Origin of the sequence: Solibacillus sp. FSL H8-0538 (genome assembly GCF_038003525.1) — a bacterium.
In the GTDB taxonomy this organism is placed as follows: Bacteria; Bacillota; Bacilli; order Bacillales_A; family Planococcaceae; genus JBBOPI01.
Genome location: NZ_JBBOPI010000001.1, coordinates 1,613,434 through 1,625,674, shown reverse-complemented (window position 1 = coordinate 1,625,674; position 12,241 = coordinate 1,613,434). Strand labels below are relative to the sequence as shown.

Genomic DNA, 12,241 nt, shown 5'->3' with positions numbered 1-12,241 from the left:
CAAAAATCAATTATAATTAAATCAATCATTTCTTCAATGAACAAAAGGCAGGTTCATTAGCGGAGAAGTTCGTACTCTTAAAAAGCATGTTCAATAAGGCAATTGAATGGGGTTACGTTGATTCCAACCCATGTGACAAAGCTGTAAAACTTAAGCGTGCTAAATCAAAGCGTATCAACTTCTATACTGAATCTCAAATTCAGCACCTACTAGATGTATTACCGAAGCTTCACATTAAGCACCAACTAAAAATCAAAAATGCTTTGTTCTGTGGTTTGCGTATGACAGAGATTGCAGGATTACGTTTTGAATCATTGGACTTTGAGCATCATACAATCCTCGTAGAGCGCACATTACAGTATGACAAGCTAACAAACCGTTTCTTCTTAGATTCAACTAAAACAGGCGAGAATCGAATTGTACACGCTCCTAAGTCGCTTATGCAGGAGCTACAAGCTTACGATTTGCGCAAAAGAAAAAGAAGCTAGACAAACTTAGGGACAAGTTCAATCCACTTCTCGATGGTAAAGAGCAACCTCTTTACTTCCTGTTCTCTAAGGACAATGGTCATCCTAACCATCCTGACCGTATGAGTAAACAATGGAGCGATATTGTTAAACAACACAATCTCCCTTCAATTACCCTTCATGGTTTGCGACATACATTCGCCTCTTATATGCTCGCTAAAGGAGTAAACATTAAAGTCATTCAAGAACAGCTTGGTCATACCAACATACGAGAAACACTTAACACTTATTCTCACGTCACAATGGAACAGAAGCAAAATGCAACCTCTTTATTCGATTCATTCAACTAAAAAAGCCCACTAAACAATTACTTGTCTAGTAGGCATTAGACGGACATTTGAAAGGTTATAGTCCCTTTGAAATTTCTTCCAAACCACAAACCCTTACCGTGCTTAGTCTTGGATCGCTGCTTCTAACGCAACAATCATCATGTCATGGAAAGTCGTTTGACGCTCTTCAGAAGTTGTAACTTCACCTGTAATGATGTGGTCAGATACTGTTAATACTGATAGCGCTTTGCGGCCAAATTTAGCAGCTAGTGTGTAAAGTGCCGCTGTTTCCATTTCTATAGCTAATACACCGTACTGAGCTAATTTTTCGTTTTGGTGTTCGTCAGAGTAGAACATGTCTGCAGTAAAGATGTTACCTACTTTTAAGTTCAATCCAGCTGTCATACCTGTGTTGTATGCTTTAAGTAGTAAATCGAAGTCAGCAGTTGGCGCAAAGTCGATATTACCGCCAAAAATTATGCGGTTCATGTTTGAATCTGTTGAAGATGATTGCGCTAAAATGACGTCACGAACTTTAACGTCCTTTTGGATTGCGCCGCAAGTACCAACGCGGATTAATTTTTGAACGCCATATTCTTGCATTAATTCTGTTGCATAAATGCTAAATGACGGCACGCCCATACCTGTTCCTTGTACAGATACACGACGACCCTTATATGTACCTGTATAGCCAAAAATGTTTCGAACTTCGTTATATTGTGTTACATCTTCTAAAAAATTTTCAGCGATGAATTTCGCGCGTAGTGGATCTCCAGGTAATAATACGATATCAGCGATTTCACCTTGTTTTGCGTTAATATGAATGCTCATAATAAGTCCCTCTTTTCAATTTATTTCATATCAAATAATACTTGGTTTCGAATAGTTATGCAATGGTTAGACGTCATGCGAGCAATAATTCGACTTTTTTGTGAATTTAAGTAGAAGTAACACTGAGACTAGCTCTATAAACCATATTTCACTGAATAAAGTTCCCAAAGCTCATCGAAGGCAGTAGTTGTTAAATATTCATCAGCTTGCATTTCAATATAACTAGAAAGCTCATCAAAGGAAGATGAAATTTTTGGAAAAGCAGGATCTATAAACACCGCCTCTGAAAAACGAGATTTTTGATCAGACCATTCTCCCCCTCTAAATGTAAGTACATAATGATAAAATGATTTTTTCAATATAATTTCCCCTTTTATAAAATATTACCAATATATTGTGTGAATTGCTTAGTAAATGTAGTAAGATGATAAAACATTGATTTTTCAGAAAGTTGGTGACTACCGTGAATATTGGCATGAAAAATAAACGATATCCAGAAAAAAATAATAATCATAAGAATGAAGCCACAAAAAAAACGTCCAATTCAAAGGTGCTTAAGTCTAATTTCACTCAATTAATACGCGGTCGTATTATTATTGTTTTGAGCATTTTACTTGCGATTATTATCGCTATGCAAGTTTTATCGTACATAAATATAACAAACTTGCAAACAAGTTTACGAGAATTTGCGGATAAAAACTTACAGGAGCAAATCCAAATTAATAGTTTGGCGAGCGATATTGCAAAATTATCTAGTTACGAGCAAACCTTTATTATAACTGCGCAAGACAATGCTCTTGTTTCTTACGAAGAGATGAAATCTAAAATTAACGACAATATTAGCTCTTTAGCAGTTATTTTAGACGGACGCGAGGAGGAATTAAAAACACTTGGTTTGATTCAGCATTTTTACAAGAGCTATCTGTCCTATTCTCAAAATGTCCTTGAAGTTCGCCAAGACTTTGGCTTTGAATATGCAAGTAAATTACTAGAACATAGCAATAGTCAAAATATAAAAAATTATATTGACGATAATACTGATGCGATAATTGGTTTATTAGAAACGCATAATGAGAAAACGATTCTTGAGTTAGAGGCTTTCGCACTCGCTTCTAAAATTTCCTTCCTTATCCTGTCTCTTATTGCTGTCGCCTTAACCGTCTCTCTTGGATATGTGCTTTCTAAATCGATCAAGCGCAATACGGAATCGATTAATTCTTCAATTTTAGATATTGCCCAAGCTGGTGGAGACTTGACACGCCGCGTGGAGGTCAAAACGAAGGATGAGTTTGCACAAATTGCCGCATCAACAAATGTGCTAATCCAGTCAATTTCTAAACTTGTGAAGCGCGTTTCGAACTTAGCTGAAAATGTGTCCGGTAGCTCACAAGAATTAATGGCACTTGCCGATGAGAACGCCCGTACAATTGATGCCATCGCGAACTCAACGATGGATATTGCTATTGACAGCACACATATTATGAAAAGCATGTCGAATGCTACCGAAAAAATGCACCATCTTGAACAAGCTATGCACGTATTAAATGAAAAAGCATATGACGTTCATGTTTCAGCAAATGAAATGAAATCCTTGGCGTACGCGGGCAGTAACTCGGTGACACAATCGTCAAATGTCATGCTCGCTATTGAAAAAACGATGGCCAATACTTCTGCAACCGTTGAGTCACTTGGCCAAAAGTCAGGGGAAATAACGTCCATTATCAGCACGATTACCGCAATTTCTGAGCAAACAAATTTACTTGCACTTAACGCCGCCATCGAAGCAGCGCGTGCTGGTGAACATGGTCGTGGGTTTGCAGTCGTAGCAGATGAAGTCCGGAAGCTTGCTGAAAAATCGCAAACCGCTGCTAGCGAGGTAACCGGCATTGTTTCTGCGATTCAGTCTGAAGTACAATCAATCATTGCACAGAACAAAGAAGGTGTGCAGACCGTTATACGCGGTGTCGAAATAACGAATGCAACAACAAATTCGCTTGAAAACATTTTAACGCAAACGGAAGAAACGTCTTCAATTTTAGCGAATATGGTTGATCAAATCGAAGCGACATTAGGCTATAGTAAAGATGTTACCACTTCCTTTGTAGAAGTAAGTACGATTGCTGAAAATACAGCAACGAACACAGAAACAAGCGCTTCTGCTGCAATGCAAGGGTCTGCTTCCATGCAAGAAATTAACGCATCCGCTGTTGAGCTTGCTAAACAAGCTGACGATTTACGCAGTGTTGTAAGTGAGTTTAAGATTTAGTCATGGATTGTAACCGCCTTTCTTATGAAGGGCGGTATTTTTTTGTTCTCACCATAAGAAAAATCGGGCAAAAACACGGAGGCCACTGAAAAAGTTCATAAAGTAGTAGCGATTAATAGTGAAGTGAAAAACGGACACGGGGATGATACGACATCGGCCGCTAGTCTATTTGGCATGGAAATTCAAAGTGCTACAACGATATTCGCTGTCAATCTGAAACGAATATTGAAGTTGCTAAATGAAAAAGAGTACGGAATAGAGAACAGAAATAAGGCACTACCTGTTCAAATTTGAACAAGAAATGCCTAATTTTTAACCGCAAAAGATTCGTCAGTATAAAAATGTAAGTTTTTCAGTACCCCCATATTAGTAGGTTCTACTAAATATACTATTCCTCGAACTGCGCTAAATAGTCTACATAGCCTTCTTCATCAAGTTTCGAGACTGGTACAAAACGTAGCGCTGCTGAATTAATACAGTAGCGCAGGCCACCTAACTCACGCGGACCGTCTGGGAATACGTGACCAAGGTGAGAGTCGGCTGTTTTACTGCGAACTTCAACGCGTCGCATGCCGTGAGACGTATCAAAGTGCTCCATTACTTCCGGTGCATCGATTGGCTTCGAAAAGCTTGGCCATCCGCATCCTGCATCAAATTTGTCTTTCGAGCTAAATAACGGCTTACCCGATACGATATCTACGTAAATGCCCTCTTCAAAATGCTGATCAAACTCGTTGCGATGCGGGGGCTCAGTACCCTTCTCCTGTGTTACGTAGTACTGCATTTCTGTTAGTTGTTTTAAACGTTCTTCTTTGTTCATGATTGACCACCCCAATGATTTTCAATAAATGCTGCGCGTCCCGAACCGATAGAATAGCGGTTATAGTGTGCTGGATTTTTCTTATAGTAATGCTGATGGTAGTCTTCCGCTGGATAAAACGGCTTCGCAGGTAAAATTTTAACGGCAACTGGGGATTTAAATTTCCCACTTGCATTGAGCTTCTCCTTTGAAGCCTCCGCTGTCAGACGTTGCTGTTCATCGTGATAAAAAATAGCCGCTGTGTATGATTCACCGCGGTCATAAAACTGTCCGCCCGCATCGGTTGGGTCAATTAACGTCCAGTACAGCTCGACTAACTTTTCATATGGGTAAATTTCCGAATTAAACATAATTTGCACTGCTTCCAAATGACCTGTTGTCTCACTGCATACTTGCTCGTATGTAGGATTTTCGACATGACCACCTGTGTAGCCTGAAAGCACACTGTCAATGCCTGGCTGCTCGTCAAAGGGCTTCACCATACACCAGAAGCAACCTCCTGCAAATGTTGCGCGTTCCTTTGTCATTGTAAAACCTCCTTATTTAGCGTCTGCTGGTACGATGATTTCAAGTAGAATATTGTCGTTTGCTAAATCAATTTCCTTGGCGCGAACACGAGAACCCGATGCAATATTAATGCGAGATAAATCGACGAAAATTTCTTCATCATTCGGCCGCACCGTAATCCAATTCGGGAAATCTATGGCATCATTCATTAATTTTAGAACTGTTTGCGGTTGAATATTCAGTTTCCCAACATGGACCGCTGTTTGCTTTAATCGAATATTGCCATTATCGACGATGGGATCAAAATCCATTTTAATCGGCACATCTATCGAAAAAATCGTTAATTCACTATATAAATAAATTTTATCTTCTACTTCGATTTCCACAGGCAGTGGCGTTTTATTCATTGCGGCCCCTAGATATTGTTTTGCAATTGCTTCAAACTCTTGTGCAGTTGTCTGAACAGTAAGCACATTGCCTTCTGCTTCGACTTGCTGTTGCAAAGGCTCTTGCTGTACGGGTGAAGTCGCCAAGTAAAGCAACGCTGCAATCGCGAATAGAATCGTACCTGCTAGTATAAAAAAGGCGACTTTCCATTTATTCATTTTTTTCACTCCTCAAATCCTATCAAACCGGCTGACATTTCTTCAATTTTGCATGTTTTCATCGTTTCAACGATGCGTTCTGTCATCCGTTCATAGCCATTACTATTCGGGTGGAAGAAATCTGTATGATAGACCATATCTGCATTTGAATCAAATAAATCTTCTATAGGGATAAAGCATGCATTGCCGTCCGCTTCTGCAAGCTTTTGTATTTCCATATTCCACTCATGAATAATTGGTTTAAACGGCGTCACTTCATCGACAATGATGGAAAACGGGTTGTAAAAACCTATCGCAACTATTGGAACATTCGGATTCCGAAAACGGATTGCCTCGAAAATCTTTAAGTAACGTGCTTGAAAGGAAATTAACTCTTTATCAAACATTTCTTTTTTCAAGTCAAATAGGTCGGATTTCACAACTTTCATGACATCATTTCCACCTATTGTTATAGTAATCAGATCCGCGTTTGCAAGTGCTTCATCATAATGCCCCTTCTCTAGCAAAGCAAGTAACTGGTCACTACGGCGACCACGTTTTCCACGATTATCTAAATTTATTTCTTTAACATTTGGCCACTTTTCGAGTTGTTCGACTAAACGATTGGTATACCCGTACTTGTTTTTTTCATCACCAATTCCACGTGTCAATGAATCCCCTAGTGCTAAATACGAAACTTCTTTGGCATCTACACTCTTTTTCGAAGCCCACTCCAGCTGAAAAATAGTTTCAAGTATTTGTACTATCGATGAGCTTTCTTCCTCAACAGAAGCGGTTTCCTCGTCAACCAATAATGAAGGGGTTACTTCTTGCCCAACTAACTGTTTCTCTGTTGGAGCTTGTGGCTCATCAACCGTTATGGAACATCCGAAAAGTAATAAACAGCTTATAAAGAATATTGTATAAAGCTTCATATTACTTTCTCCTTCGAATTTTATCTAACATTAATTATAAAGTTAATGGATGTGAAAGAAAAGACACTTACGCCCGTTTTAAACAGAAAAAACCATCTATTTCTCATTGTAGTCGAAAAAGTCGAGAAACATACTTTTTTGCTACCGAGAAACAGATGGCTAGCCGTTTATTTATTCAGCAAAGTACATAAAGCCTATTGCACCTTCACCTGTATGTGTACTAATAACCGGTGATGTGAAAGCAATTTCTACATTGGCAAAGCCAGATTCTTGAACCAGCTCTATTAATGGGTTACCCATTGTAGTTAGACCATTTGCATGAGAAATTCCTACAGCTTTCACCGTTTTACCAGCTGTGTCTTCTAAAAATTGGTTAAATAAATACTTTACTACTTGCTTATGGCTACGAACTTTTGCTATTGGTGTATATGCCCCAGTATCTAAGCTCCCAATCGGTTTGATATTCAATAAAGAACCAAACATCGCTTTACCTTTCCCGATTCGTCCGCCTTTAACCATATTTTCAAGTGTATCTAAAATAACAAATAATCGTGAGTTTGCGCGAACTTCATCGAGACGAGCAACGATATCTTCAACTGTTGCACCTGCATCCCGAAGCTTAATCGCTTCACGAATTTGGAACGCTAGCGCAAATGCAATATAACGAGAATCGATTACCGTTACGTTTGCATCCGCCATATCTGCAGCTTGACGCGCGGATTGCACAGTACCACTCATGCCACCTGTCATATGGATCGAAATGATTTGGTCGCCGTCTTTCCCTAGTTCCTCATAAAGCTCTTTAAACTTCCCAGGTGCTGGTTGCGAGCTTTTTGGTAGTTCATTAGCCCCACGCATTAATTCCAAAAACGAATCTGGCTCAACGTCCACACCATCCACATATGTATTGCCATCAATTTGAATTGTTAATGGAACAACATGGATACTATTTTTTTCAATTTCTTCTTTTGTTAAATCACAAGTTGAGTCCGTTACAATATGAATTCGCCCCAAAGTCGACACATCCTTTATATATCTTCTGTTTATTATAAGTAAAATACATTCGTTTACCAATATGACAATTGTCATTCTCTGTACATTCTCATGTCATTTAAACCGATATGACATATTGTAGTACAACAATATGACAAATGACAGTATATGCATTTTTAATATTCTAGTATAGTTAAGACATTGAAGGGAGTGAATGCTCATGTTTGATCACGAAGCATTTGATTATAAAAATTGGAAAGAAGAATTATGGAACGCGATTACTCACGGGATTGGTTTTTTACTAAGTATTCCGGTTTGCATATTAATGATTATTATGGCTGTACGTAATGAATCTACAATACAAATCGTATCGTTCTCGATTTTCGGTGCTTCACTTATTTTATTATTTTTAATGTCAACTTTACTACATAGTATGCCAGCTAAATATAAGAATTTTTTCTCGATTTTAGATCACTCGTCTATTTATATATTAATTGCAGGAACTTACACGCCGTTCCTACTAATTGCAATTGCTGGTACGCTTGGAATTGTACTGCTATGCCTGATTTGGGTTATTGCGCTATTTGGCATTGTGTTTAAATGTTTATTTATTCACCGCTTTGAAACGTTCTCACTCATACTTTACATTGTAATGGGCTGGTTGATTATACTTGCCATTAAGCCTTTGTATAGTTTCCTACAGTTTGATGGCTTTACACTATTACTTGCTGGTGGGCTATTCTTTACATTTGGTTCCATTTTTTATGCGTGGACACGCCTGCCGTACAATCATGCGATTTGGCACTTATTCGTACTTGCTGGTTGCGGCTGTATGGTTGGCTGCGTTGTCAATTACTTATGAAAATAGAGACATCCATATTGGGTGCCTCTATTTTTTATACCTTCACTCATTATACTACGAGCATTTTTTACCTATTACTTTACAATTTCTTGATGAACCCAAAGCTCTTTTTCGTGTTCAGCAACTAAGATTTGTGCATCCTCTAATATTTGATTCATCGCAAATAAAATATCTTGTTTGACTTCGAGCATTTCACCCATATCATTTGTTACAACGTAAAAACGAATTAACATACGAAATGAGCTCAGACGCATTTCATCGATATTGACGTAGATTATGTCTTTATCTGTTTTCTTATGTAAATAAATTTGCTCGCGAATCTCCTCGCAAATTTTTCGCACAGCATCCTCACTATTTTCCGTTGACACATAAAAAAACAGTTCGCATTTACGTTTTGTACGCTTACTTAAATTGTACAGCGGGCGGTTCACTAAATACGAGTTCGGCACGTACACTAAGCCTTTATCGCCTGTTTGGATGAGCGTACTGCGCAGGTTAATATCTTCAATAAAGCCTTCGATTTTAAAATCCTCCGTTGCTACCCAATCACCTATTTGGAATGGCTTATCAAGGGCAACACTCAGCCCACCAAATACATGCCCAAGCGTATCCCGTATACCAAACGCTAATGCCACACCCGTTAACCCAATCCCCGTCAAAAATCCATTTAGATTAAAGTTCCATAACGAGGCAATGGTAAATAATGCAATGAGCATAACGATTACTTTTGAAATACGTAGGAAAAATGGTGTCAGCAGATCTTGATCTTTACTAATGCTATAAAAGCTACTCGGATTTTTCGTATAATACGTCAGCAAATCATGAATACCCTTAAACACGTAAAATACCATAAACGAAATAAATAAGTTTTGCGTTTTCGGACTAGAGAACAGTGATACTTCAATTAAAAATGACAGACTAAAAAATATAACAACCATAAAAAAAGCATAGCGAATTGAACGGCTAAACTGTTCTATAACGCGCGCATAAAAAGGATTTGCTTTTTTTTCAAGATGCTTTACGTTCCAGTTAATTATTTTTTTAATTACATAGTGTTGTACTAACCAGCCTACAATAATAATAACTAGGCAAATGGCAACATCCATCATCGTTGGTTCCTTCACATTCGGAATGAGCCAGCGAATTGAGTCTAACATACAGTTACTTCCCTTCTTCGTTTATTCAAAGTTGTCGAATTGAATCATAGCACCAAAGCACTAAATTCTCAATTATTTACTAAATAAACGAAAAAAACACCATTTAAGTTTCACCTTAAATGAGAATCTAAAATAAAATTATTACTCGATAAATTGTTCCACAACTTCAGCAATAATGATTTTATTTTCGAATATTGGTGACTTAGACGGCGTCTTTCCGAGGGCACTGAAAAAGAGGATTTCTACTAAGAATTCCAATAAATATCTGCTAAATAATGATAGGGCATTCGTGCTCTGGCACTCGCTTTTTCACGGGCAGTGGCCTCCCGCATGAGAGACCGCCTTCATTTCGTGGATTTTTTCTATACATTATAGCGTAACTTCCTCATGTGTTTGAAGATACTGTAAAATTGCTACTTTCACATCTACTAGTGTTGCTGTGCCACCGATATCACCTGTTTTAATGCCCCGCTCAAGTGTCGCTTCAATTGCATTCATAACCCGGGCACCTGCCTCATGATGGCCTAAGAAATCTAGCATCATTTTACCTGTCCAAATTTGACCAATTGGGTTTGCAAGTCCTTGTCCTGCAAGATCCGGTGCTGAGCCATGTACCGGTTCAAACATTGACGGATACTCGCGCTCAATATTTAAGTTTGCAGCTGGCGCTATCCCGATGCTACCCATAATTGCACCCCCAAGATCCGTTAAAATATCCCCAAACAAGTTGGATGCGACAATGACATCAAAGGTATCCGGCTTCATCACAAAAAATGCAGCAAGGGCATCAATATGGTTTACCGTTGTATCAATATCCGGATAATCCTGCTTCACCACGGAAAAAACTTCATCCCAAAACGGCATTGAATAGGTAAGCCCATTTGATTTCGTCGCACTCGTTACATGGCCGTGTGAATTTTTTGCCAGTTCAAATGCATAGCGCATCGCACGCTCTGTTGCTTTACGTGTGAAGATCGCATTTTGCAGCGCAATTTCATCATCGCCTTGATGAATTCGACCGCCACTTTCCGAATACTCTCCTTCTGAATTTTCACGAACAACTGTAATATCAAAGTTATTCGGGTGTTTCAGCGGCGATTCTAACCCTTTTAATAGCTTAGCTGGTCGAACATTAATAGACTGTTTCATTTCACGACGAATTTTAATGAGTAGACCCCATAAAGAAATGTGATCTGGAACAAGCTCTGGCATGCCAACTGCACCAAGAAAAATTTGGTCGAATTGTTTCAATGTATCTATGCCGTTCTTTGGCATCATTTCCCCATGCGTTGAATAGTAGTCACAGCCCCATGGAAATTCCGTCCATTCAAACTGAAATGTTCCGTCCATTTTTGCAACTGCATCTAGTACTTCGATCGCAGCTGGTACTACCTCTTTCCCGATTCCGTCCCCTGGTATGACGGCAATTTTATATGTATGCATCGTTGGTCTCCTTTATAATAAGAAAATTCTTTCTTTTTAACTATAAGGTTTTTTCTCGAGGAACGATAGGTAATTTTATATTTCCTTAACCACTAAAAAATCTCCGCACAGTAGCGGAGATTTAGTCAATTATTTAAATAAATTATTTACAATATCATATTCTCCGCGTTTTTCTTCTACCCACGTTGGATATTGTTCATTTACACGTTGTTCAAGTAATGCTACACGTGCTTCTTCTTTTGACTCTTCAAATGTCGCTTCTTTTGCTTCTTTTTTATCTGTCACTTTTATAATATGGAAGCCAAATTCTGTTTTAACTGGCTCACTCACATCGCCAACCTTCATCGAAAATGCTTTATCTTCAAATTCTGTTGCCATTTTACCACGACCGAAGAAGCCAAGTGCACCACCAGTTTCTTTATTAGCAGTATCTGTTGAGTATTCTTTAGCTAGCTTAGTAAAATCCTCACCCGCTTTTAATTTTTTTTCGACTTCATTTGCTGTTTTCTCGTCAGCGACTAAAATATGGCTCGCTTCCACTTGTTCAGCTGTACCAAATGTTTCTTTATTTTCCTCAAAGTAAGTTTTAACATCTTCATCAGTGATTTTAACATAGTCTTCCATCACTTTTACGGTTAATAAGTAAATTTCAATGTCCTTTTTAATGTCAGCTGCAGTGACATTATATGATGATAACACCTCAAGAAGCGCATCCTCACCACCATACATGTCCGCATACTCTTTGTATTCTTCTTCAATTTCTTCTTTACTAGCAGAGACGTCTAATTTTTTCGCTTCTAGCTCGATAATTTTATTTGTGATCAGTGTATCTAAAATTTCCGAACCGTATTGCTGTGTAAGTTTTGTGTTTAATTGTTCCGATGTGATGGCCTCATCGTTTACAGTCGCGACTGTTTCTGATGATGAATCAGAGCAGCCTACAAGCATTGCTGATAATGCGAATGGAATGGTACCCATCTTTAGTAATTTCTTCATGTTCATTATGTTTCCTCCAATAGTTTGTTTCTTTAGACCTTTAGTATATAC

The 12,241-nt window shown here is 38.4% G+C and carries 13 protein-coding genes and 2 pseudogenes; 5 read left to right on the top strand and 10 right to left on the bottom strand.

Translation table 11 applies throughout. The features are described from left to right. Positions 1-86 precede the first annotated feature (86 nt). Positions 87-488, top strand: coding sequence for a tyrosine-type recombinase/integrase (locus MHH87_RS07610; protein ID WP_340748715.1), 402 nt, complete (start codon positions 87-89; stop codon positions 486-488). A 56-nt stretch (positions 489-544) separates the two neighbouring features. Next, positions 545-817, top strand: a pseudogene (locus tag MHH87_RS18885) (site-specific integrase); the annotation flags it as partial. A 102-nt stretch (positions 818-919) separates the two neighbouring features. On the opposite strand, the gene deoD reads toward MHH87_RS18885, so the two are convergent. Beyond that, positions 920-1,627, bottom strand: coding sequence for a purine-nucleoside phosphorylase (gene deoD, locus MHH87_RS07605; RefSeq protein ID WP_340748714.1), 708 nt, complete (start codon positions 1,625-1,627; stop codon positions 920-922). 134 nt (positions 1,628-1,761) lie between these two features. Beyond that, the gene (locus MHH87_RS07600; RefSeq protein WP_340748713.1) at positions 1,762-1,986 is read right to left on the bottom strand and encodes a YozE family protein; all 225 of its coding nucleotides are present in this window, start codon (positions 1,984-1,986) and stop codon (positions 1,762-1,764) included. A gap of 116 nt (positions 1,987-2,102) precedes the next feature. Between MHH87_RS07600 and MHH87_RS07595 the strand changes: the two genes are divergently transcribed. Both MHH87_RS07595 and MHH87_RS18880 read left to right on the top strand, forming a co-directional pair. Next, positions 2,103-3,893, top strand: a complete 1,791-nt coding sequence (locus MHH87_RS07595) for a methyl-accepting chemotaxis protein (RefSeq protein ID WP_340748712.1) — start codon at positions 2,103-2,105, stop codon at positions 3,891-3,893. Between the two features lie 96 nt (positions 3,894-3,989). Beyond that, positions 3,990-4,187, top strand: a pseudogene (locus tag MHH87_RS18880) (hypothetical protein); the annotation flags it as partial. A gap of 94 nt (positions 4,188-4,281) precedes the next feature. On the opposite strand, the gene msrB reads toward MHH87_RS18880, so the two are convergent. The 5 genes from msrB to MHH87_RS07570 form a co-directional block, all read right to left on the bottom strand. Continuing rightward, positions 4,282-4,713, bottom strand: a complete 432-nt coding sequence (msrB, locus tag MHH87_RS07590; protein WP_340748711.1) for a peptide-methionine (R)-S-oxide reductase MsrB — start codon at positions 4,711-4,713, stop codon at positions 4,282-4,284. Further along, a complete protein-coding gene (gene msrA, locus MHH87_RS07585; protein WP_340748710.1) occupies positions 4,710-5,240 on the bottom strand; it encodes a peptide-methionine (S)-S-oxide reductase MsrA in 531 nt (176 codons plus the stop codon). Before msrA ends, msrB begins: the two co-directional genes overlap by 4 nt. Positions 5,241-5,252: 12 nt before the next feature. Further along, positions 5,253-5,825: a YpmS family protein gene (locus MHH87_RS07580; RefSeq protein ID WP_340748709.1), complete on the bottom strand. Its 573-nt coding sequence runs from the start codon at positions 5,823-5,825 to the stop codon at positions 5,253-5,255. A gap of 5 nt (positions 5,826-5,830) precedes the next feature. Beyond that, complete coding sequence (locus MHH87_RS07575; RefSeq protein ID WP_340748708.1) at positions 5,831-6,739, bottom strand: GDSL-type esterase/lipase family protein; 909 nt, start codon at positions 6,737-6,739, stop codon at positions 5,831-5,833. A 171-nt stretch (positions 6,740-6,910) separates the two neighbouring features. Further along, positions 6,911-7,753, bottom strand: a complete 843-nt coding sequence (locus MHH87_RS07570; protein WP_340748707.1) for a DegV family protein — start codon at positions 7,751-7,753, stop codon at positions 6,911-6,913. Positions 7,754-7,952: 199 nt separating this feature from the next. Between MHH87_RS07570 and trhA the strand changes: the two genes are divergently transcribed. Continuing rightward, positions 7,953-8,594, top strand: a complete 642-nt coding sequence (gene trhA / locus MHH87_RS07565) for a PAQR family membrane homeostasis protein TrhA (protein ID WP_340748706.1) — start codon at positions 7,953-7,955, stop codon at positions 8,592-8,594. Between the two features lie 74 nt (positions 8,595-8,668). On the opposite strand, the gene MHH87_RS07560 is transcribed toward trhA, so the two are convergent. The 3 genes from MHH87_RS07560 to MHH87_RS07550 all read right to left on the bottom strand — a co-directional run bounded on the left by MHH87_RS07560 (position 8,669) and on the right by MHH87_RS07550 (position 12,196). Beyond that, entirely contained in the window at positions 8,669-9,751 is a 1,083-nt protein-coding gene (locus MHH87_RS07560; protein ID WP_340748705.1) for a mechanosensitive ion channel family protein, read from the bottom strand. A 369-nt stretch (positions 9,752-10,120) separates the two neighbouring features. Then, on the bottom strand, positions 10,121-11,194 hold the full coding sequence (locus MHH87_RS07555; protein WP_340748704.1) for a tartrate dehydrogenase: 1,074 nt from the start codon (positions 11,192-11,194) through the stop codon (positions 10,121-10,123). 129 nt (positions 11,195-11,323) lie between these two features. Further along, positions 11,324-12,196: a peptidylprolyl isomerase gene (locus MHH87_RS07550; RefSeq protein WP_340748703.1), complete on the bottom strand. Its 873-nt coding sequence runs from the start codon at positions 12,194-12,196 to the stop codon at positions 11,324-11,326. Positions 12,197-12,241 lie beyond the last annotated feature (45 nt).

Coding starts and splice junctions, on each gene's coding strand:
- MHH87_RS07610 (WP_340748715.1), top strand. CDS start 87: ATGTTCAATAAGGCAATTGAATGGGGTTACGTTGATTCCAACCCATGT.
- deoD (WP_340748714.1), bottom strand. CDS start 1,627: ATGAGCATTCATATTAACGCAAAACAAGGTGAAATCGCTGATATCGTA.
- MHH87_RS07595 (WP_340748712.1), top strand. CDS start 2,103: ATGAAAAATAAACGATATCCAGAAAAAAATAATAATCATAAGAATGAA.
- msrB (WP_340748711.1), bottom strand. CDS start 4,713: ATGAACAAAGAAGAACGTTTAAAACAACTAACAGAAATGCAGTACTAC.
- msrA (WP_340748710.1), bottom strand. CDS start 5,240: ATGACAAAGGAACGCGCAACATTTGCAGGAGGTTGCTTCTGGTGTATG.
- MHH87_RS07580 (WP_340748709.1), bottom strand. CDS start 5,825: ATGAATAAATGGAAAGTCGCCTTTTTTATACTAGCAGGTACGATTCTA.
- MHH87_RS07575 (WP_340748708.1), bottom strand. CDS start 6,739: ATGAAGCTTTATACAATATTCTTTATAAGCTGTTTATTACTTTTCGGA.
- trhA (WP_340748706.1), top strand. CDS start 7,953: ATGTTTGATCACGAAGCATTTGATTATAAAAATTGGAAAGAAGAATTA.
- MHH87_RS07560 (WP_340748705.1), bottom strand. CDS start 9,751: ATGTTAGACTCAATTCGCTGGCTCATTCCGAATGTGAAGGAACCAACG.
- MHH87_RS07555 (WP_340748704.1), bottom strand. CDS start 11,194: ATGCATACATATAAAATTGCCGTCATACCAGGGGACGGAATCGGGAAA.
- MHH87_RS07550 (WP_340748703.1), bottom strand. CDS start 12,196: ATGAACATGAAGAAATTACTAAAGATGGGTACCATTCCATTCGCATTA.